The organism is Tsukamurella sp. NPDC003166, assembly GCF_040611135.1.
GTDB lineage: Bacteria > Actinomycetota > Actinomycetes > Mycobacteriales > Mycobacteriaceae > Tsukamurella.
Genome location: NZ_JBEXNL010000012.1, coordinates 120,243 through 141,869, shown reverse-complemented (window position 1 = coordinate 141,869; position 21,627 = coordinate 120,243). Strand labels below are relative to the sequence as shown.

At 69.4% G+C, this 21,627-nt stretch carries 19 protein-coding genes; 6 read left to right on the top strand and 13 right to left on the bottom strand.

Going from position 1 to position 21,627, the window contains the following annotated elements; genetic code table 11:
- Positions 1-4: 4 nt before the first annotated feature.
- Entirely contained in the window at positions 5-952 is a 948-nt protein-coding gene (locus ABZX10_RS15015; protein WP_355541073.1) for an alpha/beta hydrolase, read from the top strand.
- 39 nt (positions 953-991) lie between these two features.
- On the opposite strand, the gene lepA is transcribed toward ABZX10_RS15015, so the two are convergent.
- The gene (lepA, locus tag ABZX10_RS15010) at positions 992-2,845 is read right to left on the bottom strand and encodes a translation elongation factor 4 (protein WP_355541070.1); all 1,854 of its coding nucleotides are present in this window, start codon (positions 2,843-2,845) and stop codon (positions 992-994) included.
- Between the two features lie 555 nt (positions 2,846-3,400).
- Between lepA and betT the strand changes: the two genes are divergently transcribed.
- Genes betT through ABZX10_RS14995 form a run of 3 tightly spaced genes read left to right on the top strand, consistent with a single transcriptional unit; the run spans position 3,401 to position 8,663 of the window.
- Entirely contained in the window at positions 3,401-5,560 is a 2,160-nt protein-coding gene (gene betT / locus ABZX10_RS15005) for a choline BCCT transporter BetT (protein WP_355541067.1), read from the top strand.
- Positions 5,557-7,074: an aldehyde dehydrogenase family protein gene (locus ABZX10_RS15000; protein ID WP_355541064.1), complete on the top strand. Its 1,518-nt coding sequence runs from the start codon at positions 5,557-5,559 to the stop codon at positions 7,072-7,074. Before betT ends, ABZX10_RS15000 begins: the two co-directional genes overlap by 4 nt.
- Positions 7,071-8,663, top strand: a complete 1,593-nt coding sequence (locus ABZX10_RS14995) for a GMC family oxidoreductase N-terminal domain-containing protein (RefSeq protein WP_355541061.1) — start codon at positions 7,071-7,073, stop codon at positions 8,661-8,663. The genes ABZX10_RS15000 and ABZX10_RS14995 overlap by 4 nt, the downstream gene beginning before the upstream one ends.
- Before the next feature lies 1 nt (position 8,664).
- Here ABZX10_RS14995 and ABZX10_RS14990 read toward each other — a convergent pair whose 3' ends face one another.
- The 4 genes from ABZX10_RS14990 to ABZX10_RS14975 form a co-directional block, all read right to left on the bottom strand.
- Positions 8,665-9,183, bottom strand: a complete 519-nt coding sequence (locus ABZX10_RS14990; protein WP_355541058.1) for a GNAT family N-acetyltransferase — start codon at positions 9,181-9,183, stop codon at positions 8,665-8,667.
- Positions 9,176-10,324, bottom strand: a complete 1,149-nt coding sequence (locus tag ABZX10_RS14985; RefSeq protein ID WP_355541055.1) for an XRE family transcriptional regulator — start codon at positions 10,322-10,324, stop codon at positions 9,176-9,178. Before ABZX10_RS14985 ends, ABZX10_RS14990 begins: the two co-directional genes overlap by 8 nt.
- A 79-nt stretch (positions 10,325-10,403) precedes the next feature.
- On the bottom strand, positions 10,404-11,369 hold the full coding sequence (locus ABZX10_RS14980; RefSeq protein WP_355541052.1) for an RNA polymerase subunit sigma-70: 966 nt from the start codon (positions 11,367-11,369) through the stop codon (positions 10,404-10,406).
- On the bottom strand, positions 11,366-11,977 hold the full coding sequence (locus tag ABZX10_RS14975) for a maleylpyruvate isomerase family mycothiol-dependent enzyme (RefSeq protein WP_355541049.1): 612 nt from the start codon (positions 11,975-11,977) through the stop codon (positions 11,366-11,368). The genes ABZX10_RS14980 and ABZX10_RS14975 overlap by 4 nt, the downstream gene beginning before the upstream one ends.
- A 102-nt stretch (positions 11,978-12,079) precedes the next feature.
- Between ABZX10_RS14975 and ABZX10_RS14970 the strand changes: the two genes are divergently transcribed.
- Positions 12,080-12,694: a type II toxin-antitoxin system PemK/MazF family toxin gene (locus tag ABZX10_RS14970; protein ID WP_355541045.1), complete on the top strand. Its 615-nt coding sequence runs from the start codon at positions 12,080-12,082 to the stop codon at positions 12,692-12,694.
- Between the two features lie 16 nt (positions 12,695-12,710).
- On the opposite strand, the gene ABZX10_RS14965 is transcribed toward ABZX10_RS14970, so the two are convergent.
- From ABZX10_RS14965 to ABZX10_RS14945, 5 genes are all read right to left on the bottom strand, one after another.
- Positions 12,711-13,397: a type 1 glutamine amidotransferase domain-containing protein gene (locus ABZX10_RS14965; RefSeq protein WP_355541042.1), complete on the bottom strand. Its 687-nt coding sequence runs from the start codon at positions 13,395-13,397 to the stop codon at positions 12,711-12,713.
- A gap of 98 nt (positions 13,398-13,495) precedes the next feature.
- Positions 13,496-16,009: an excinuclease ABC subunit UvrA gene (locus ABZX10_RS14960; RefSeq protein ID WP_355541039.1), complete on the bottom strand. Its 2,514-nt coding sequence runs from the start codon at positions 16,007-16,009 to the stop codon at positions 13,496-13,498.
- Between the two features lie 13 nt (positions 16,010-16,022).
- Positions 16,023-16,865: a transglutaminase family protein gene (locus tag ABZX10_RS14955; protein ID WP_355541036.1), complete on the bottom strand. Its 843-nt coding sequence runs from the start codon at positions 16,863-16,865 to the stop codon at positions 16,023-16,025.
- Positions 16,862-17,845, bottom strand: coding sequence for an alpha-E domain-containing protein (locus tag ABZX10_RS14950; protein WP_355541033.1), 984 nt, complete (start codon positions 17,843-17,845; stop codon positions 16,862-16,864). The genes ABZX10_RS14955 and ABZX10_RS14950 overlap by 4 nt, the downstream gene beginning before the upstream one ends.
- Positions 17,832-19,436 carry a circularly permuted type 2 ATP-grasp protein gene (locus ABZX10_RS14945; RefSeq protein WP_355541130.1) on the bottom strand — a complete coding sequence of 535 codons (1,605 nt, stop codon included), beginning with the start codon at positions 19,434-19,436 and terminating at the stop codon, positions 17,832-17,834. The genes ABZX10_RS14950 and ABZX10_RS14945 overlap by 14 nt, the downstream gene beginning before the upstream one ends.
- 265 nt (positions 19,437-19,701) lie before the next feature.
- On the opposite strand from ABZX10_RS14945, the gene rpsT reads away from it, so the two are divergent.
- A complete protein-coding gene (gene rpsT, locus ABZX10_RS14940) occupies positions 19,702-19,962 on the top strand; it encodes a 30S ribosomal protein S20 (protein WP_068572410.1) in 261 nt (86 codons plus the stop codon).
- A 118-nt stretch (positions 19,963-20,080) separates the two neighbouring features.
- Here the strand turns inward: rpsT and ABZX10_RS14935 are convergent, their stop codons facing one another.
- From ABZX10_RS14935 to ABZX10_RS14925, 3 genes are read right to left on the bottom strand one after another with little or no spacing between them, the layout of a single operon-like run.
- Positions 20,081-20,569 carry a hypothetical protein gene (locus ABZX10_RS14935; RefSeq protein WP_355541028.1) on the bottom strand — a complete coding sequence of 163 codons (489 nt, stop codon included), beginning with the start codon at positions 20,567-20,569 and terminating at the stop codon, positions 20,081-20,083.
- The gene (locus ABZX10_RS14930; RefSeq protein WP_355541025.1) at positions 20,553-20,981 is read right to left on the bottom strand and encodes a helix-turn-helix domain-containing protein; all 429 of its coding nucleotides are present in this window, start codon (positions 20,979-20,981) and stop codon (positions 20,553-20,555) included. The genes ABZX10_RS14935 and ABZX10_RS14930 overlap by 17 nt, the downstream gene beginning before the upstream one ends.
- Positions 20,982-20,991: 10 nt before the next feature.
- Positions 20,992-21,606: a hypothetical protein gene (locus tag ABZX10_RS14925; RefSeq protein WP_355541022.1), complete on the bottom strand. Its 615-nt coding sequence runs from the start codon at positions 21,604-21,606 to the stop codon at positions 20,992-20,994.
- Positions 21,607-21,627 lie beyond the last annotated feature (21 nt).

The following is a 21,627-nucleotide window of genomic DNA, read 5'->3' as shown; positions in this document are numbered from 1 at the left end:
GCTGATGCCATTGCCACTCGATCCGGAGTTCGCGGCGGAAGCGGGCGCGCTGCTCGATGCGATCGCCGCGGGAAGCCCTCCTGCGCGCGGAGACTGGGTGACCCGTCGCGACCTCGTCCCCCGGCTCCTCCGGCGCCTGGGCCGAGCGCTACCGGAGAATCCTTCGGTCCGCCGCACATCGGTAGCATTCCCCAGCACCGCGGGCCACGAATGCCGTGCCGTGTGGTACACGCCGGATACCGTTACCGGCGCGGGCGCCGCGCTGTTCATCCACGGCGGTGGCATGATCCTGGGATCCGTCGATCTGTTCGACCGGATGGTGGCGAAGTACGTCGCCGACAGCGGCGTTCCGATGCTCTCGGTGGATTACCGGCTCGCGCCGGAGCACCCGTACCCCGCGGCGGTCGACGACTGCTTCGCAGCACTGACGTGGCTGCACGCCAACGCCGAACGCCTGGGCATCGATCCCTGCCGGATCGCGGTGATGGGTGAGTCGGCCGGCGGCGGACTCGCCGCGGCGACCGCATTGCGCTCCCGCGATCGCGGCGGCCCGCCCATCGCGGCCCAGCTCCTGATCTATCCGATGCTCGACGACCGCACTCGGACCGTCGATGAGCAGATCGCATCGTCGGCCTTCTGGACGTACGACGACAACGCGACCGGCTGGGACGCCTACCTCGGCGCGCTCGCGGGCGACGACGTCCCGGCGGAAGCCGCGCCCGGGCGCTCCACCGACCTCGGCGGTCTCCCGCCCGCGTACATCGAGATCGGAGAGCTGGACATCTTCCGTGATGAGGCCGTCCGCTACTCAGACGGGCTGTGGCGCTCGGGAGTGCCCGCGGAACTCGTGGTGACGCCCGGGATACCGCACTCCTTCGAATGGATCGCGCCGGGCACCGGTGCCGCGCAGCGGTCCTTCGCCAACCGGGCCCGCCGACTCCGCTCGATCTGACGCAGCTGCGGCGAGCGAACGAGGGACGCGAGGGACGCGCTACTTCCCCTTCGGCTTGTCCGCGGAGGCGTCGGACGAGAGCGCGGCGACGAAGGCCTCCTGCGGCACGTCGACCCGGCCGATCGTCTTCATGCGCTTCTTGCCCTCCTTCTGCTTCTCGAGCAGCTTGCGCTTACGGCTGATGTCGCCGCCGTAGCACTTGGCGAGCACGTCCTTGCGGATGGCGCGGATGTTCTCGCGAGCGATGATCTTGCTGCCGATCGCGGCCTGCACCGGCACCTCGAACTGCTGACGCGGGATGAGCTCCTTGAGCTTGACCGTCATCTTGTTGCCGTAGCCCTGGGCACCGTCGCGGTGCACGATCGCGCTGAACGCGTCGACGGCCTCGCCCTGCAACAGGATGTCGACCTTCACCAGGTCGGACTGCTGCTCGCCGGCCTCCTCGTAGTCGAGCGAGGCGTAGCCGCGGGTCCGCGACTTCAGCGAGTCGAAGAAGTCGAAGATGATCTCCGCCATCGGCAGCGTGTACCGCAGCTCGACGCGGCTCTCCGACAGGTAGTCCATGCCGCCGAGCTCGCCGCGGCGCGACTGGCACAGCTCCATGATCGTGCCGACGAACTCGCTGGGCGCGATGATCGTGGTCTTGGTGATCGGCTCGTAGGTCTCGCGCAGCTTCCCGTCCGGCCAGTCCGACGGGTTGGTGACGATCAGCTCCTTGCCGTCCTCGCCGACCACGCGGTAGACCACGTTCGGCGCAGTCGAGATCAGGTCGAGGCCGAACTCGCGCTGGAGCCGCTCGCGGGTGATCTCCATGTGCAGCAGCCCCAGGAAGCCGCAGCGGAAGCCGAAGCCGAGGGCCACGGAGGTCTCCGGCTCGTAGGTGAGCGCGGCGTCGTTGAGCTGCAGCTTGTCGAGCGCCTCGCGCAGGGCCGGGTAGTCGGAGCCGTCCACGGGATACAGGCCCGAGTAGACCATCGGCCGCGGCTCCTGGTAGCCGGTGAGCGGCGTCTCGGCGCCCTTGCGCGCGGTGGTCACGGTGTCGCCCACCTTCGACTGCCGCACGTCCTTCACGCCGGTGATGAGGTAACCGACCTCACCCACGCCGAGTCCCTTGGAGGCCTTCGGCTCCGGCGAGACGATACCCACCTCGAGGAGTTCGTGGGTGGCGCCGGTCGACATCATCTGAATCTTCTCGCGCGGGACGATCTTGCCGTCCACGACGCGGATGTAGGTGACCACGCCGCGGTAGGTGTCGTAGACCGAGTCGAAGATCATTGCGCGGGCGGGCGCATCGGCGTCGCCGACGGGCGCGGGCACCTTCTGGACCACGCGATCGAGCAGCGCGTCCACCCCGGCGCCGGTCTTGCCGGACACGCGCAGCACCTCGTCGGGCTCGCAGCCGATGATGTGCGCGATCTCCTCGGCGTACCGGTCGGGGTCCGCCGCGGGGAGGTCGATCTTGTTGAGGACAGGGATGATCTCGAGGTTCTTGTCCATCGCCAGGTACAGGTTCGCGAGCGTCTGGGCCTCGATGCCCTGCGCGGCATCGACCAGCAGGATCGCACCCTCGCACGCCTCCAGCGCGCGGGAGACCTCATAGGTGAAGTCGACGTGACCCGGTGTGTCGATCATGTGCAGGACGTAGTCCTCGCCGTCCACGGACCACGGCAGGCGCACGTTCTGCGCCTTGATCGTGATGCCGCGCTCGCGCTCGATGTCCATCCGATCGAGGTACTGCGCCCGCATGGCGCGCGCCTCGACGACCCCCGTGATCTGCAGCATCCGGTCGGCCAGGGTGGATTTGCCGTGGTCGATGTGCGCGATGATCGAGAAGTTGCGGATACGCGAGGGCTCGGTGAAGGTCTCGTCGGCGAAGCTGGGAATCGGTCTCACTCCTCGGGCGGCTGGCCGGGGCCCCGGCACACGTCACCGTCCAGTTTCTCATGCCGCCTCGCACGGCCGCACCGCGGCGGCCGAACGCGATCGTCACGATGTACGTCACCGGGACGCGGCACTCCCACCACCGATCGGAGCAGGGTTTCGCGCGCAGGCAGTCGCGAGCGTTGAGCGCGCGTGTCTACCGCGTGGTGATGCGGGGCGCGAACCGGCCACGACCTGCTGGTTCACCGAACGCCATACGTCCGGCGGAGAGCTGAGGTGGCTCGACAGCCTGGGCTGGCGGAGACGGAGCACCTGCCCCACCCTCAGCGCGGCAGCCCACCCCGCACGCGAGGTGGGCTGCCGCGAAACGGGTGGGAGACCCTGCGGACACTCGCGGAGGGGCGGAGGCGGCGGGGCGGCCGGGCGATGAGGCAGTGGGCAACCGGAGACGGCGCGGGCGACGGCGTCCGGCTATTCGCGGGTGAGGTCGTCGAGTAGCCGCACCGCGATGTCCGAGTACCGGGGACTTCGTCCGATTCGCCCGGCGTCGCGGTAACGTCGAACGGCATGAGTGATTCTGAATCCTCACGAACATCGAAACCAGTAGACACGACATCGACACCGACGAGCTCCCTCAACCGCCGAGTCTTCCTCGCCGCCGCAGGCTCGGTCCTGGCCTTCGCCCTCTGGGCACTCGCCTCTCCCGAGACCGCGGAGAGCGTGATCAGCGGCGTGGTCTCCTTCATCACCACCTGGTTCGGCTGGTGGTACTTCCTCCTCGCGACGGCGATCGTGGGTGTGGTCGTGTTCATCGGCTTGAGCAGGTACGGCACGTACCGGCTCGGTCCTGAGGAATCCCGCCCCGAATACAGCCTCTTCACCTGGACCTCCATGCTCTTCGCCGCGGGCATCGGCATCGACCTGATGTTCTTCTCCGTCGCCGAGCCGGTGAGCCACTACCTCAATCCCCCGGTCGGTACGGGCGAGAACAACCACGCCGCACGGGAGGCCGTCACGTGGACCGTGTTCCACTACGGCGTCACCGGCTGGGCGATGTACGCGCTGATGGGTGGCGCGCTCGCCTATTTCGCCTTCCGGCACAACCTCCCGCTCACCATTCGCGCAGCGCTCTATCCGATCCTCGGCAGGCGCGTGCACGGACGTCTCGGTGACGCGGTCGACGTGGCCGCCGTCCTCGGCACGATCTTCGGCATCGCGACCTCGCTGGGCATCGGGATCGTCCAGCTGAACTACGGCCTGCACGAGTTGTTCGGCCTCCCGCAGGGCAAGGCCGCGCAGATCGGACTCATCGTGCTGTCGGTGATCGTCGCGACGATCTCCGCGACCTCCGGCGTCGACAAGGGCATCCGCCGGCTCAGCGAGCTCAACGTGATCCTCGCGATCCTGCTGCTCGTCTACATCCTGGTCGCCGGCCGGTCCGACTTCCTGCTCAACGGCCTGGTGCAGAACACGGGCGACTACCTGTCGACCTTCCTCGACCGCACGATGGACACGTTCGCGTGGGGCCAGATCAGTCCCGAGTCCGCGGGCAACGACCCGTCGGGCTGGCTGGACTCGTGGACGCTGTTCTTCTGGGCGTGGTGGGTGGCCTGGGCGCCCTTCGTGGGCCTCTTCCTCGCTCGCATCTCGCGGGGCCGCACGCTGCGCCAGTTCGTCTTCGGCGTCCTCGTCGTGCCGTTCAGCTTCATCCTGGTGTGGATCTCGATCTTCGGTAACAGCGCCCTCGAGGTGGCCCGGGGCGACAAGCCCTTCGCCGAGGCGACCGCGTCGACGCCCGAGGTCGGGTTCTACTCGCTGCTCGAGAAGTACCCCGGCGCACCGCTGTTGCTCGCGATCGCCACGATCACCGGACTGCTCTTCTACGTCACGAGCGCCGACTCCGGCTCGCTGGTGATGGGCAACTTCACCAGCACGCTGTCCGATCCGATGGCGGACTGCGCCCGCAGCACGCGGATCTTCTGGTCCTTCGCGATCGGCCTGCTGACCCTCGCGATGCTGTTCGCGGGCAACGAGGGTTCGATCGTCACGCTGCAGAAGGCGACCATCATCATGGGACTGCCCTTCTCCTTCGTCCTGGCTCTGGTGGGCCTGTCGCTGCTGCGGGCCCTGCACACGGAGTCGTACAAGCACGACAGTTATCGGACCGCGCTGCCCAAGTCCCTCGCCGCGGGTCGGGGCGGCGGCGAGTCCGGCAGTTGGCGGCGGCGCCTTCTCGCGACGATCCACTACCCGAGCCGCGCCGCGACACTGAGGTTCCTGGAGAACGCCGTCGCACCCGCCATGCGGGACATAGCAACAGAATTCGCCGCCGAGGGCATCTCGGCGACGATCGACGAATCGGGCCGCAGCGAGTCACTACCCTCCCCCACGCTCACCGTCGACCTGGCCGGCGAGCCGCACTTCGAATACTGCGTGTGGCCCGTCTCCGCCCCGGCGCCGAGCTACGCGGTCCTCGCCCAGCGTTCGGCGGACCGGTACTTCCGGTGCGAGGTGTACCTCGCGGAGGGCTCGCAGGGCTACACACTCAACGGCTACTCCCGCGAGCAGATCATCGGCGACATCCTGGATCAGTACGAGCGCCATCTCGGCTACCTGCATCTGCGCCGCGCGGCGACCGACCATCACGACGGCCACGACGAGTCCGACAGCACCCGAACCGATCCCGACCCGGAAGCGTCCACAGAACCCGAAGGGACACCCGCATGACCGAACCCACCCTGTTCATCGACGGCACCTGGCGACACAGCGAGGGTGACGGCACCCGCACCATCGTCTGCCCCGCCGACGGCACCGAGGTCGGCGTCGTCGACGAGGCGACCGCCGCCGATACCGAGGCCGCGATCGCCGCGGCCCGCCGCGCCTTCGACACCGGCCCTTGGCCGCACGTCCCGGCCGCCGAGCGGGGCGATCTGCTGCTGCGCGTCGCCGACGCGCTGGAGCGCCGCCGCGACGAGTTCGCGCGCGCCGAGACCGCCGACACCGGCAAGCGCCTGTACGAGTCCGAGCTGGACATGGCCGACATCGCCGCCTGCTTCCGCTACTTCGGCAAGCTCGCGGGGCAGGACTCCGGGCGGATCGTGGACGCCGGATCCGCGGACGTCGCCTCGCAGATCGTGTACGAACCCGTGGGCGTCTGCGGGATGATCACACCCTGGAACTACCCGCTCCTCCAGGCGGCGTGGAAGGTCGCGCCCGCGCTGGCGGCCGGGGACACCTTCGTGCTCAAACCCTCCGAGCTCACCCCGCACACGTCGATCCTGCTGATGCAGGTGCTCCAGGAGGTCGGTCTACCCGACGGCGTCGCCAACCTCGTGCTCGGCGCGGGTGCCCAGGCGGGCGCGCCCCTGTCGACCCACCCGGACGTGGACCTGGTGTCCTTCACCGGCGGCCTCGTGACCGGCCGGATCATCGCCGCGAACGCCGCCGGCACCGTCAAGAAGGTGGCACTGGAGCTCGGCGGCAAGAACCCGAACGTGATCTTCGCCGATGCCTGCGCCACGCCGGAAGGCCTTGCGGCCGCGGTGGACAATGCGCTCAACGCCGCCTTCCTGCACTCCGGCCAGGTGTGCTCGGCGGGCGCCCGGCTCGTGGTCGAGGCGTCCGTGCACGACGCCTTCGTCGATGAGCTGGTGCGCCGTGCCGAGGGCATCCGGCAGGGCCTGCCCGACGCCGAGGGCACCGAGACCGGGCCGCTGATCTCGGCCGCGCACCGCGATAAGGTGCACGCGTACGTCGAGAAGGCGCGTGCCGACGGCGCGGTCGTCCGCACGGGCGGTGCGTTCGCCACCGGGGACCAGGGATCAGGCCCGTTGGACGCCGGCTACTTCTACCTCCCGACGGTGCTGGACCGGTGCGATCCGTCGATGGCCTGCGTGCACGACGAGGCCTTCGGGCCGACGGTCACCGTCGAGACCTTCGAGACGGAGGACGAGGCGGTGGCGATCGCCAATGACACCGAGTACGGCCTCGCGGGCGCGGTCTGGTCCGCGGACGGCGGCCGCGCGAAGCGGGTCGCGCGGCGGCTGCGGCACGGCACCGTCTGGATCAACGATTTCGGGCCCTACCTCCCCCAGGCCGAGTGGGGTGGTTTCGGCGCCTCCGGCATCGGGCGCGAGCTGGGCCCTTCGGGCCTCGGCGAGTACCTCGAGGCCAAGCACGTCTACGAGAACCTGCGGCCGTCCGTCACCGGGTGGTTCGCCGAGCGGAAGGACGATCAGTGACTGCACCCGAATCCGGCCGGGAGACCTTCGATTACGTGGTGGTGGGAGCGGGATCGGCGGGGGCCGCCGTCGCCGCCCGCCTGTCCGAAGACCCGACGATGACCGTCTGCCTCCTCGAGGCCGGCCCCTCCGATGTGGGCGACGAGGCGATCCTTCGACTGGACCGCTGGATGGAGCTCCTCGAGTCGGGCTACGACTGGGACTACCCGATCGAGCCGCAGGAGAACGGCAACTCGTTCCTGCGGCACGCCCGCGCGAAGGTGCTGGGCGGCTGCAGTTCCCACAACAGCTGCATCGCCTTCTGGGCCCCGCGCGAGGATCTCGACTCGTGGGAGCGCGACCACGGCGCGGCGGGTTGGGGCGCGGATTCGGTGTATCGGCTGTATCCGCGGATCGAGACCAACGACGCCCCCGGCGACCACCACGGGCGCTCCGGACCGGTGCAGATCATGACCGTGCCGCCGAACGATCCGTGCGGCGTCGCGCTGCTCGACGCGTGCGAGGAGGTGGGCATCCCCCGCGCCGAGTTCAACTCCGGGACCACGGTGACCAACGGCGCCAACTTCTTCCAGATCAACCGCCGCGCCGACGGGACGCGGTCGTCCTCATCGGTGAGCTACCTGCACCCGGTGCTGGGCCGGGAGAACCTCACGATCCGCACCGGCGCGTGGGCCAAGCGCGTCGTCTTCGACACCACCGGCGATCAGCCGCGGGCCATCGGCGTCGACATCACCGACAATGCGTTCGGGCGCACTACGTTCGTGGCCGCGCGGCGCGAGGTGATCGTCAGCGCGGGCGCCATCGACTCGCCGAAGCTGCTCATGCTCTCGGGGATCGGCCCCGCGGATCACCTGCGGGAGACCGGCGTCGACGTGCTCGTCGACTCGCCCGGCGTGGGCGCGCACCTGCAGGACCACCCGGAGGGCGTGATCGGCTTCGAATCGTCGCGGCCGATGGTCCGCGAGTCCACCCAGTGGTGGGAGATCGGGATCTTCACGCCCACCGAGTACGGCCTCGACCGGCCGGACCTGATGATGCACTACGGCAGCGTGCCCTTCGACATGCACACGCTCCGCCAGGGCTACCCCACGGCGGAGAACACCTTCTGCCTCACACCTAACGTCACCCACGCGCGCTCGCGCGGCACCGTCCGGCTGCGCACCCGCGACTTCCGCGACAAGCCCAGGGTCGACCCGCGGTACTTCACGGACGCCGAGGGCCACGACCTGAAGGTGATGATCGCCGGGATCCGCAAGGCGCGCGAGATCGCGGAGGCGGGACCGCTCAAGGACTGGATCGAGCGCGAGCTCTACCCCGGCCCCGGCGCACAGACGGACGCCGAACTGGCCGACTACATCCGCCGCACGCACAACACCGTCTACCACCCCGCGGGCACGGTACGGATGGGCGCCGGCGACGATCCGATGTCCCCCCTCGATCCGGAACTGCGCGTCAAGGGCGTCGCCGGACTGCGGGTCGCGGACGCGTCGGTCTTCCCCGAGCACACCACGGTCAACCCGAACATCACCGTGATGCTGGTCGGCGAGCGCTGCGCGGAGCTCGTGTCCGCGGCGCGGCGGGCACCATGAGCTACCTCGCCGGTACCCAGATCCACGTCTGGTAGTGCCCTACCGGCGAACCCGTCGGTTCGAAGCCGTTCCGTTGCGCCATGTGGATACTCGCTTGGTTGGATGTGTGTATTGTCGCCGAGATCAGTTCGAGGGGAAGGCATTCGGCCGTGGCGTAGGCCACGCTCTCGGCGCGCACACGGTCCAATACGCGGTCCGCCAGCCCAAGACCGCGGTCCGACCACCCGACCGCGATGACGTTGAGGTGCACGGCCGCTACCCGCCCGTCGTTGGAAGGGCTGATGTGCGCCACCGCCACGGGCGTGCCGTCGGGCCTCTCCGCGACGAAGACGACATCGCGTGCGGCCTTCGACTCGCTGAGCCGTCGAATCATCGACTGCGCCTCAAGCTCCCAGGGACGTGGGTGAGGAGCGCGGCGCACACTCCCGTCGACGGTCAGCCGCGGTGTCGTACAGGAGAACGACTGGAGGTATCGACAGTCGCGCTTGGACGCCAGGGTGCGCCAGATCAGCTCACTCACGCGCGCGGATCTCGGCTGCGATTGCTCGGAGCTCCGCGAGCGAGGGGCGGTCCGCTATCGCCGCCTGGTACCTCGAGGCCGCCAGCGCCTCGTACGTCTCGTCATCCGGGTAGTCGATTTCCTCGGTGTCGACATCCTGTGCCCATGCGAGAAGATCAGGGGCGACGTCGCCCGCTGCCACTCGCTCTTCGAGCACACCGAGAAGCTCCTCGGGAAACAGTCTCCCAACCGAGCGCTCACCACGACGGCGGATGAGGAAGCGATCAGTCCGCGCTTCCTCTAGATGAGCCCGAAGGAACTGCGGTGTCGTGGTGCTCCTGAGTGCATCGATCAGGTCCCGGTCCGCAAGCTTCAACCAGGTCAGGCGCGTCGCCAATGCGCTCGTCGAAACACCACGAGACCAGATCTGTCGCGCGACGTCGGGAAGCGGCATCTCTCGCCACACGATCGAGCGCATGTCACTCTCCGGCAGGAGCAGCTCTGCCGCAAAGGCATCCGAGACGTCCTCGTTGCGTCCCACAGTCTCGGAGTCGTCACCGTGATGACCGAAGGCGAGATGGGCCAACTCATGAGCTGCGGACCAGTTATTGCGGAACCAGTTCGGAGTGCTCATGAGGACGATCACCGCACGGTCACCGATCCTCAGAGAGTAGTCGGTCGATAGCCCTGGTATCCGAATGACGTCGACACCCAATCGGCTCTCGAGCCGCTCGGCGAACGGCTCGACGAAGCCCGGGCCGAGTCGATCACGTGCCTCGGCGGGATCTGTGGGAAGCGCCGCGGAAGGCTCGGCCCCATCGGGGAACGCCTGCCGGTACACCTCGGCGATCTTATCGAGAACAGCCGCATCGGCCTCGCGTCCGTCGTTGATCCGCTGCCGAGTGGTCGGGTTCCATGCGTGCCGCGCCGCGATTGTGACCCGGTTCGGCACCTCGCGGCCGGTGATGATCCAGTGTGTATCAGCGCCGATGACGTCGGCGATCGCCGCAACCTCCAGCGACGAGATCCCGCGCTGCCCGTTGAGTGCACGCGACAACGCATCGGGCTTCATCCCCACCAGCTCGGCGAGCCCGCGCTGGCTCATCCCCTCGGGCATGCGGGACCGAATCCGGTCGCCGAGTTCTCGCATCGCCAGGTCCACAGTCGCCAGGCTACGCGAATGTTGGGATATTCCCAACAGCATCGCTCTACTCCGGCCCGGTTCATCGCCGCAGTCAGCGTTAGAGGAGTCGGACCGGGAGGCCGAAGGCCTCGAACCGGTCGGCCTGATCCAGGTGGGTCGTCACCCGGGTGACCCGGGCACCGTCGGACTCCAGGACGACGAGGGCGAACGGGCGCATGCCGTTCCCGTCCCCCGGCTCGTACTGCCCGAACGCGGGCGATCCGTTCGCCGTCGTCGCCACGAGGCGGTGCCCGACGCAGGCGTCCCCCGAGGCGAACAGCGCCGCGTAGGCGGCTGCGCCCTGCAACCAGAACGCCACGGGCGGCATGGAGAAGACCACGTCCTCCGCCAGCAGCGCGGCGAGACCCGCCACGTCGTGCCGCTCGAAGGCGCGGACGAAGCCGTCCAGGAGCCGGGGATCCACGTCACCCGCAGGAACGTCCGACGGTGCCGGCGCCGCCCCGGCGAGCACCCTGCGGGCGCGCTGCAGCGAGGAATGCGCTGCGGCCGCACTGATCCCGAGGATCGAGGCGGTCTCGGCGGCACTGTGCCGGTACACGTCGCGCAGCACCAGCACGGCCCGCTGCGCCGGCGTGAGGTGCTGCAACGCCGCGACGAAGGCCATCCGGATGCTCTCGTGCTGCTCCGCCGCAGCCGCCGGATCCGCGCCGGCGTCCGGCAACGGCGTGACCCAGCTGCCCGGCCGGAGCTCCGCGAACGCCTGATCCCCCGCGCCGTTGCGCTCCGACAGGTCTGTCGGCAGGGCCCGGCGCGGGGCGGCGCGCAGCAGGTCGATGCAGTAGCGGGACGCGATCGCGTACGCCCAGGTCCGGATGCTCGCGCGGGCCGGGTCGTAGCTCTCCCGCGCGTTCCACACCCGCAGCAACACCTCCTGCGCCGCGTCCTCGGCGCCCGCACCGTCGCCGATCATCCGGTAGCAGTACCGGACCAGCTCGGGCCGCAGGGCTCCAAGGAGCGCCTCGTCGATCGCTGCCTCGTCGACTCCTGCCACACCGGCGATCATCCCACGACGGTGCGCGCCGGGACCGGCCGTCGACCCGTCGCGATCAACACGATCTCGAGCGTCGGCAGGGCGAGGACCCGTGGGCCGTCGCCGAGTGCGAGCTCCGAGTCGTCGGCCGTGAGCCGCAGGCCGGCGAGGTCGACGCCGAAGAACCCGAGCCCCTCCGCGCTCGAGCCGGTCACCGTCGCGGCGAGCACCTCCGGTGCCGGGCTCGGCAGCCCGAGCGGGATCGTGATGTCCAGGCCGTGGATCACCTCGTGGGCGAGCGCACCCTGTGTCGCGCCGGGTCCGGGCGTCCACCGGCTGGCGACGCGGGCGTGCTGGATCGCCAGCAGCTCGGTGTCGGTGAAGCGGGCGGCATCGGCGCGGGCGGTGCGATCGACCGCGACGTTCACGTCGCCACCCGCCTCGGCGACGGCCGCCCCGAACTCCTCGAAGGTCTGCGTGTCGGTCATGCTCAGGTGCGCCACCACCTCACGGATCCGCCAGCCCGCGCACAGGGAGTCCGCCGCCCACTGCTCGGGCGTGAGGCTGTCGAGCAACCCCGCCATCCGGGTGCGCTCGGCGACGGTGGCGTCGTACAGATCGGTGTCGGACGAGATGGTCATCGGAGTCTCCTGTGCTCGCGGAAGGTCGTCACAGATGTGTACGAACGAGGCCTTCGGAATTCGTCGCGGCGCCCTACGGACCCGCGGGCCTATCCTGGGAGCATGCCGAACGACTTCACCCGCTTCGCGGCCGTGGCGGCCAAGCTCGCGCGCGAGCACGGCCCCCGGCTCGCGGCGCAGGTCGTGAACAGCCCTCCCGTCCGAGCCGGACGGGAGGCGATCACCCAGGTGGTCACGCAGACGGTGAACCAGGCCCTCGGCCTGGAGGCACCGTCGGAGCCCAAGGAGTTCACCCCTGGACGGCCCGTGACCCGCACCTCGACGCGGACCGAGCTGATGGCCCGGTCCGTGGTCTACGCGCCCCAACTGGACGGCCGGGCCGATCCCGGCGAGGTCGTGTGGACCTGGGTCGAGTTCGAGGAGACGACGGGGCCGAACGCGGGGCAGGGCAAGGACCGGCCGGTGCTCGTCGTGGGTCGCTCCGGCGTCGTCCTCCTGGGCCTGATGCTCTCCAGCCAGGAAAAGCACATGGGTGATCCGGAGTGGGTGGGCATCGGCTCCGGCCCGTGGGACGAGGACCGTCGCCCCTCGTGGGTACGGCTCGACCGGGTCCTGGACGTACCCGAGGACGGCATCCGCCGCGAGGGCGCCGTCCTGGACCGACGGCGCTTCGAGTCCGTCGCGCAGCGCCTGCGCGACGACTACGGCTGGTCCTGAGACACCGCGAAAGAGGTCAGCGCAGGGCCGCCACGACCTTCTGCGCGGTCTCCTTGGCGGAGCCCGGGTTCTGGCCGGTGACGAGGTTGCCGTCGACGACGGTGTACGAGACGAAGGGCAGCTTGGCCTTCTGGTAGAGAGCGCCGCGCTCCTTGCACCGCTCCTCCGCGTTGTAGGGCACGAGCTTGTCGACGCGGGCGAGAACCTCTTCCTGCCAGGCGAACCCGGTCATCCGACGACCCTTGATGAGGTACTCGCCGTTCGACAGCTTCGTGTCCAGCAGCCCGCAATAGCCGTGGCACACCGAGGAGACGATGTCGCCGCGCTCGTAGAGCTCCCGCGAGATCCGCTGCAGTCCTTCGCTGCCCGGGAAGTCGTACATCACGGCGTGACCGCCGGTGAAGAAGATCGCGTCGAAGTCAGCCGAGTCGATGTCGTCGGGGCTCAGCGTGTTCTCCAGCAGTGCCATCTTCGCGGGGTTCGCGCGCCAGGCCTTCGCGGTCTTGTCGTAGTTGGGGAACTTCAGCGACCGCGGCTCGAGCGGGGACGCGCCGCCCCGGGGGCTCACCACCACCTGCTCGTAGCCGGCCTCCTCGAAGACGTGCCAGGCGTGGGTGAGCTCGGAGAGCCACAGGCCGGTCGTGTGCGACGGATCGTCGTAGTGGCCGACATTGGTCACGACGTTGAGAATGCGCTTGGTCATAACGAGGCTCCTGGCTCGACGGAACAGCTTGTTGACACCGCTTACATTAGCGGGTCCGCTCCGTGTAAGCAATGCATACATCAACGCGGGGGCAAAACTCACCCCTCCAGGTGACCGCGCAGGAACCGGCCGGTCACGCTGCCCTCGGTCGCCGCGACCTGTTCGGGCGTCCCCTGGGCCACGACGGTGCCGCCGGCCGCCCCACCGCCCGGCCCCAGGTCGATGACGTGGTCGGCGTTGGCGATCAGGTCCAGGTCGTGTTCGACGACCACGACCGTCGCGCCGCGATCGACGAGCCGCTGCAGCACGTCGAGCAGGATGCGGACGTCCTTCGGGTGCAGCCCCACCGAGGGCTCGTCGAGCACGAAGACGGCGTCGGACTGATCGCGTCCCAATTCGCCGGCGAGCTTGAGCCGCTGCGCCTCGCCACCGGACAGCGCGGGCGTAGCCTCACCCAAGGTCAGATAGCCGAGCCCGAGATCCGCGAGGGTGCGCAGCTTCTTGGCGATCCGCGGCACCGGCACGACCGCGACGGCCTCGCGGACGCTGAGTGCCAACAGATCCGGCAGGGCGAGACCGGCCTCGATCGATTGCGCGGGCCGTTCCGGCCAGCGCACCGCCCAGGCCTCGGGGGCGTACCGTCGGCCCAGGCACGCGGGGCATTCGATGTCGACGTCGGGAAGGAACTGCACGTCGAGCGAGACCTGGCCCGTGCCCTCGCACCGCGGGCAGCGAAGCGACCCCGTGTTGTAGGAGAAAGCACCGGCTTTCAGGCCCAGGTCCTTCGCCGCGGCGACCTTGGCGTACTCGCGCCGCAGGTCGTCGAGGACGCCGCTGTAGGTGGCGACCGTCGAGCGCACGTTGACGCCGATGGGCGTGGCGTCCACGAGGTTCACCCGCCCGAGTCCCGGCGCGTCGAGAACCGTGACGTGCGCGGGCAGCGGTTCGCCGGCGGCCGCGGCGGTCAGCGCCGGGACGAGCCCCTCGAGGACCAGCGTCGACTTACCCGAGCCGGAAACGCCCGTCACGGCGGTGATCCGACCCACCGGGAGGTCGACGGCGAGCGCGTGCACAGTGTGGATCGGGTTCGTCTCGAGGTGGATCCGGCCGCGGGCGAAGAGCTCGTCGACGGCGGTGCGGGGTCGCGTCCGAACCGGCACGCGGCCCGCGAGGTAGTCGCCCAGCACGGAATTCGGGTCCCGCTCGACCTCGGCGACGGCGCCCTGCGCGATCAAGCGACCGCCCTCCGAGCCCGAACCGGGACCGATCTCGACGAGGTGCTCCGCCTGGCGCACCACGTCCAGATCGTGATCGACGACGACCACGGAGTTGCCGTCCCGCAACAGGTCCCGCACTACGCCCAGGAGGCCCTCGACGTTGGCCGGGTGCAGCCCCACCGAGGGCTCGTCGAGCACGTAGAGCACCCCGGTGGTGCGGTTGCGGACCGCCCGCGCGAGCTGGACCCGCTGCCGCTCACCGGTGGAGAGCGTGGCCGCGGCGCGGTCCAGGCCGAGGTACCCCAGACCCAGCTCCAGCAGGCGCCGCGCGATCGATTCCAGGGTGTCGACCAGGATTCCGGCCATCTCGCGCATGTCGGCCGGGAGCGGTTCGACGGTGCCCGGCGCCCACCCCACCACGTCGTCGAGGGTCATCGCGGTGACGTCCGCAAGGCCCAGGCCGCCGATCCGCGGCGCCCGCGCGGAGGGGTTCAGGCGGGTGCCGCGACAGTCGGGGCACGGACTCGAGTGGAGGAAGCGCGCGATCCGTCCCAGCCCGGATTCGGTGTCCGCCTTGTCCAGTGCCTCCTGTACCGCGGTCGTCGCGTTCCGGTACGTGAAGTTCAGCTCGAACAGCTTGCCGTTCTTCGAGGGCACCGTGATGTGGCGCTTCTCCGCGGGACCGTGCAGCACCACCCGCTTCTCGTCGTCGGTCAGCTCGTCGAAGGGCACATCGGTGCGCACACCCATCTCCGCGACCACCTGCGGCATCACCGTCAGACCCATCATCGACCAGGGCGCGACGGCACCGTCGGCGATGGTCCTCGTGGGGTCGGGTACCAGTGCGGCCCCGTCGATCGCGCGGACGGTGCCCGTTCCGGCGCAGGTTGGGCAGGCACCGTCGGCGTTGAAGGCCAGTGCCTCCGCGCCGGGCGGGGAGAAGACGGCGCCGCACTCCGGGCACGTGAGGTCGAGTCCGGCGGCGACGTCGATGGTCGGGTCGACGTAGTGGCCGTTCGGGCAGCGGTGCGCGGCGAGCCGGGAGAACATGAGCCGCAGCACGTTCAGCAGCTCGGTGCTGGTGCCGAAGGTGCTGCGCACGCCGGGGACGCCGGGCCGCTGCCGGAGCGCGAGTGCCGCGGGGACGTGCTCCACGGAGTCGACGGCGGCCCGGGGCGCCTGCGCCATGCGGCGCCGTGTGTAGGTCGACAGCGCCTCGAGGTAGCGGCGCGAGCCCTCGGCGTACAGGACGCCCATCGCCAACGACGACTTGCCGCTACCGGACACGCCCGCGATGGCGACGAGCCGACGCAGCGGCACGTCGACGTCCAGGGACCGCAGGTTGTGCACCCGGGCACCGCGGACGGCGATCCACAGCGGGGTGTCGTCGGTCATGCGCGCCGGGGGATCATGCGAGACGGGTGATCTCCACGACCACATCGAGATCCGACGCGCCGCCGCCCGCGATCACACCGCGCAGGGGCGGGACGTCGGCGTAGTCGCGGCCCACTCCGACGGAGACGTGCCGCTCGCCGATCGGGACATCGTTCGTCGGGTCGTAGCCGCGCCACTGACCGGTCCACGCCTCGATCCACGCATGCGACTCCCCCGCCACCGTCGACCCGACCTCCGCATCGCGCTGCGGGTGCAGGTACCCCGAGACGTAGCGTCCTGGGATGCCGACACTGCGGAGCAGCAGCAGGGTCAGGTGCGCGTAGTCCTGGCAGACGCCCTTGCGCTCCTCCCAGGCGTCGGTCGCCGAGGAGTGCACGCCCGTGGTGCCGGGCACGTAGTCCAGTTCCTCGTGCACCCACCGGCAGACCGCCAGCACGGCCTCGTCGGGCTCGAGATCCTTGACCAGCTTCTTCGCCTGTGCCGCGAGTTTGCGCTGCTTGGGCACGTAGTCGGTGTAGCTGAGCAGCTCGTCGAACCGGTCCCGGACGCGGTCGGTCGCGAGCTCGTCCCAGCCGACCACGTCGCCCGTGTCGTCGGCGGCCTCGGTCTCCACGACGGAGGCACCCGTGACCTCGAGCGCGGTGTGCGGGGCGTGCAGGTCGAACGCGGTGACCGCGGTGCCCCAGTAGTCGGTGTAGCGGTACGCGCGGGTGGCGGGCACCGTCTCGACGCGGTTGAGGATCACGTTCTGCCGCTGGTCACTTCGCGGGGTCAGGCGGGCCTCGTTGTACGACGAGGTGACCGGCGCGTTGTAGCCGAAACCGGTGGAGTGCACGACTCGAAGACGCCAGCTCACAGCTCCCCCTCCAGGATGGTGTCGATGTCGCCCCGGGCCCGGGCGTCGGTCCAGGCGACGTAGGGCGTCACGTGGAAGTAGCGAGCGGTGACCGCCTCGCCCGCGGCCTGCCCCAGCTCCTGCAGGGCGAGGAGCCTGCGTTGCAGATCGTCGAGCAGCTCTCCGGGAGCGAGGAACTCGAGCTCGCCACGGGCACGGCCCAACAGACGCTGCGCCTCGGTGCGGGTGCCGAGACGTCCCTCTCGACCGCCCTCGATGGCGTTCAGGCAGTCCTCGGCGGTGGTCAGCGCGTGGATCACCGACCGCGGGAAGAGCCTGTCCACCAAGATGAACTCGACCACCCGCGTCGCATCGAGCACGCCGCGGTGCGTCCGCAGGTAGGTGTCGTGCGCGCCGGTCGCGCGGAGCACCGTCACCCAGGTGGGCGCGTTCGCGCGATCGCCCGCACGCGAGAGCAGCAGCCGCACCGCCATGTCCATCCGCTCGATCGAGCGGCCCAGCAACATGAACTGATAGCCCTCGTCGCGGGACAGCGTCGAATCGGTGAGGCCTGCGAACATCGCGGCGCGGTTCTTGATGTAGTTGAGGAACTCGTGCGGGCCGAGGCGGCGCGCGGCGCGCTCCCGCTCGGCGAGACCGTTGTAGGTGGCGTTGAGGCACTCCCACATCTCGGAGCTCGTGACCTCCCGTGCACCGCGGGCGTTCTCGCGGGCGGAGGCGACGCTCGCCGCGATCGAGCCACTGCCCGGATCCCGGTTGTAGGCCACGACCTCCGTCACCGACCGCAGATCGAGCGGCTGATCCGCGGGCGGCTCCGGGATGCCCAGGACGCGGACCAACTGCCGGGAGGCGCGGTCCTCGTCGATGGTGGCGTCCTCGAGGAACTGGTGCACGGTCACGTCCAGCATGCGGGCGGTGTCGTCGGCGCGTTCGGCGTACCGGCCGATCCAGTACAGCGCCTCCGCGTTACGGGCGAGCATGACGCTCCTCCTCTCGTGCCTGCTGTTGCTGCTGATCCTGCGAGCTGAGCTCGGGCCCGAGCTCCACCTGCTGCTGCTCGACGAGATCGCGGCTCGGAACCACCTCCACGCCTTCGAGTTCCGCCTCCGCCACCGAGGACCGGCCGGCCAACACCCACGTGTCTTTGGAACCGCCGCCCTGACTAGAGTTCACCACGAGAGAGCCCTCAGGGAGAGCGACGCGGGTCAGGCCCCCGGGCAGCACCCACACGTCGTCACCGTCGTTCACGGCGAAGGGGCGCAGATCCACGTGCCGCGGGCGGGCCTGCTCACCGATCTTCGTCGGCACTGTCGACAACTGCACGACGGGCTGCGCGATCCAGCCGCGCGGATCGCTCATGACCTTGCGGCGGATCGTCGCGAGTTCCTTCTCGCTCGCGTCCGGCCCGAAGACGATGCCGTAGCCGCCGGAGCCCTCGACGGGCTTGATGACCAGCTCGTCGATCCGGTCGAGCACCTCCTCGCGCTCGTCGTCGAGCCAGCAGCGCAGCGTGTCGACGTTCTGCAGGAGCGGCTTCTCGCCGAGGTAGTAGTCGATGATGTCGGGCACGTAGGTGTAGGTGAGCTTGTCGTCGGCGACACCGTTGCCCACGGCGGAGCTGATCACCACGTTGCCCGCGCGGGCGGCGTTGAGCAGGCCCGCGACGCCGAGCACCGAGTTCGGGAGGAACTGCATCGGGTCGAGGAACTCGTCGTCGATGCGGCGGTAGATCACGTCCACCTGCTGCTCGCCGCTGGTGGTGCGCATGTAGACCACGTTGTCGCGGCAGAAGAGGTCTCGGCCCTCGACCAGCTCCACGCCCATCTGCCGGGCGAGCAGCGAGTGCTCGAAGTAGGCGGAGTTCGCCATGCCCGGGGTGAGCACCACGACCGTCGGATCGGCCTCGTTGGACGCGGCGCTGCGGCGCAGCGCGCGCAGCAGGTGGGAGCTGTAGTCCGCGACCGCGCGGACGCGGTGCCGCTGGAACAGGTCCGGGAAGACCTGGGCCATGGTCCGGCGGTTCTCCATCACGTAGCTCACGCCCGACGGTGACCGCAGGTTGTCCTCGAGGACGCGGAACGTGCCCTCGGCGTCGCGGATCAGGTCGATGCCCGCGACGTGGATCCGCACGCCGTTGGGCGGGCGAATGCCCGCGGCCTGCCGGTGGAAGTGGGCGCACGAGGTGACCAGCCGCTTGGGAACGACGCCGTCGCGCAGGATCTCCTGCTCGGAGTAGATGTCGTCGAGGAACATCTCCAGCGCCTGCACGCGCTGTTTGATGCCCTTCTCCAGGCGGTTCCACTCGGCGGCGGCGATGACGCGCGGCACCAGGTCCAGCGGGAACGGACGCTCACGACCCTCCAGAGAGAAGGTGATGCCCTGGTCGATGAACGCCGCACCGAGCGCGTCCACGCGGGCCGCCAGGTCCGACTCGTCCGCCGACGCGAGCGCGCCGAAGATCCGCTTGTAGGGCGTCCGGACGGTGCCGTCGTCGGCGAACATCTCGTCGAACGCCCGCTGGAACGACGGTGCCTCGTCGTAGCCCGCGAAAAGCGGCGCGTCATCGGACAGTCGTGGGACGGCGGCCGGCTTCCGGGTCGCGGACGCCGACGTGCGTCCCGAGGTGCCGGCCTTGGCCTGTTTCTGCGGGGTCACTCGGCCATCGTGCCGCACCCGAGCCGTTTCGGCAGCGGTCTCGTTCACGGCGTGGCAAGCTGGGCGCCGGACGCCGTTCCGCAGGCCGGTGCCGCGATTTGGGTTGTATCCGGGCCGCTGGTAACCTGGTACGTCGGCAGTCATCACCGGCTGCCCTTTCGAGACAAGAGAGTTTGAACGCGTGGCCAACATCAAGTCCCAGATCAAGCGGATCAAGACCAACGAGCGCAACCGCCTGCGCAACCAGTCGGCGAAGTCGTCGCTGCGTACCGCCATCCGCCACTTCCGCGAGGCCGTCGAGGCCGGGGACAAGGCCAAGGCCGGCGAGCTCCTCGTCAGCACCAGCCGTCAGCTTGACAAGGCCGCCAGCGCCGGCGTGATCCACGCCAACCAGGCCGCCAACAAGAAGTCGGCCCTGTCGCTGGCTCTGAACAAGCTCTGATCTTCCGCTAGCTGCGCGCATCACCGCGCCGCACCCCCACCGGCACCACGCGGGCCGGACTGGTGCGGCGCGGTTTTCGCGTATCCGGATCAGGAGCCGGCTCGACGGTCCGCCGCCGTCACGCCCGGTGGGTCAGCGCACCCGCCAGCCACCCCGCTGGATCGGCAGAGATGTGCGACTTGATCTCACTGGACACCGTGAGTGGCATCAAGAGAACCGGGCGCTTGGCCCGCTGAAGCTCGTCAGCGAGGCCCGTCCTCGCGAAGCCCAGTACGTAGTCGACTGCGTGATCCGCCAGCAGTCGCGCCACCATGTGCGGGTCGCGTACGTGTTCGTCTAGTACCTCGACGGGGAACACGAAGCGAACACGTACCCGAACCACTACGCGCGCGGTCTCATCGTCGGCCACGACCTTGCACGCCAACCATGCGAAGCGGGTCTCGGCACCGGCGGGACTGGTCTCATACGCGAGTTCAACGCTCACCTGGTCGGCTTCACCCCCCTCGCCGGGCGCGCTCACCTGATCGTGCCGAACCATTGAGCGCTCAACCCAGTCGAAACCACTGACCTGCGCTCGACTCGAGAGGAAGTCAGGCTCCGACGCCATACAGCACCTTCGATTCCGTCGGGCCGGACTCGGCGGGGTGTGAATCCTGCTGCCACGAACCCGTGACCACCATCCATGCGGCTGTCCGCACTGGAAGAGGCTCCGCCGCATCCGGATTCAGAACCGGATCCAACCACAGTGCGTGCGTGTACCGCGCCCCGATGCTGGCGGCGTACCGTCGAATCGTGGACAGCCGCGGGTCGTTGCCACCGTGCTCGAACTGACTCACCGCCGTCTTGTGCCGCCCCCACGCATCGGCCAGGTCCTGTTGGGTGAGACCGGCCCGCTTCCGCAGTTCGACGAGTCCTGCGAGGAACGTCGCATCCGCGTCGGCGAGGTCTTCGCTCAACGCCACCTCAGGACCGTCGGGGTCCACGCCGAGCTCGGCCAGCGCGTCTTCGTATGCACCCATGAGGTAGAGGCTAACCTCTACTCGCCTCGGGCGGCCCACCTTGTGCCAGATGCCACTGATTCAGCGTGGCCTTGGCGAGCTCGATGTGGGCGGACTGAATCGTTCGCCAGTCGCCGTCGATGGGTTTGCGCCCCGCCTGAAGCCACAGCATCAGGCCGGGCCGAACATCGGGACGGCTGAAGTAGAGCCGGTACTGCCAGCCCATGACGTCCACAACCCGGTGCGCGCCATCCGGCCCGTCGTTGGGGTGCTTCAACTCACCGATCCGGCCGTGCCGATCGGAGACCGGATACTTCCATGCCGATCCGGTCCGCACGCCGTCGCCGTACGCGGTACCGGCGACCGCTTGTCTCCGTAACACCTGTAGGTCGGAGAGAACCTGAACGGCGACGCGTCGACGGATCGCCATGGCGCGGGCGGACAACGGCCTCTCCGCATCGTCGGAGAAGTCCTGGGCGAGGTCGCGTGCCATCGACGTATAGCTCGCGATGAACTGCTCCGTCTCGAACTGTTCCGAGGTGGCTCCAACGACACGCATCCATGCCGGATTCCGGAGCACTGGCCTGGTCTGCGGCATTGCTGCCGGAGTAGGACTCCCGGAAGGAGCGTTCGGCGGATCGGTCATGTGCCGAATCTAGCGAGGGGC

Bases quoted from the DNA above. Each gene is read 5' to 3' on its own strand.
- ABZX10_RS14970 (WP_355541045.1), top strand. From the start codon at position 12,080: ATGCCGAACGACTTCACCCGCTTCGCGGCCGTGGCGGCCAAGCTCGCG.
- ABZX10_RS14980 (WP_355541052.1), bottom strand. From the start codon at position 11,369: ATGATCGCCGGTGTGGCAGGAGTCGACGAGGCAGCGATCGACGAGGCG.
- ABZX10_RS14975 (WP_355541049.1), bottom strand. From the start codon at position 11,977: ATGACCATCTCGTCCGACACCGATCTGTACGACGCCACCGTCGCCGAG.
- betT (WP_355541067.1), top strand. From the start codon at position 3,401: ATGAGTGATTCTGAATCCTCACGAACATCGAAACCAGTAGACACGACA.
- ABZX10_RS15000 (WP_355541064.1), top strand. From the start codon at position 5,557: ATGACCGAACCCACCCTGTTCATCGACGGCACCTGGCGACACAGCGAG.
- ABZX10_RS14965 (WP_355541042.1), bottom strand. From the start codon at position 13,397: ATGACCAAGCGCATTCTCAACGTCGTGACCAATGTCGGCCACTACGAC.
- ABZX10_RS14935 (WP_355541028.1), bottom strand. From the start codon at position 20,569: ATGGCGTCGGAGCCTGACTTCCTCTCGAGTCGAGCGCAGGTCAGTGGT.
- ABZX10_RS14960 (WP_355541039.1), bottom strand. From the start codon at position 16,009: ATGACCGACGACACCCCGCTGTGGATCGCCGTCCGCGGTGCCCGGGTG.
- ABZX10_RS14950 (WP_355541033.1), bottom strand. From the start codon at position 17,845: ATGCTCGCCCGTAACGCGGAGGCGCTGTACTGGATCGGCCGGTACGCC.
- ABZX10_RS15015 (WP_355541073.1), top strand. From the start codon at position 5: ATGCCATTGCCACTCGATCCGGAGTTCGCGGCGGAAGCGGGCGCGCTG.
- ABZX10_RS14925 (WP_355541022.1), bottom strand. From the start codon at position 21,606: ATGACCGATCCGCCGAACGCTCCTTCCGGGAGTCCTACTCCGGCAGCA.
- ABZX10_RS14930 (WP_355541025.1), bottom strand. From the start codon at position 20,981: ATGGGTGCATACGAAGACGCGCTGGCCGAGCTCGGCGTGGACCCCGAC.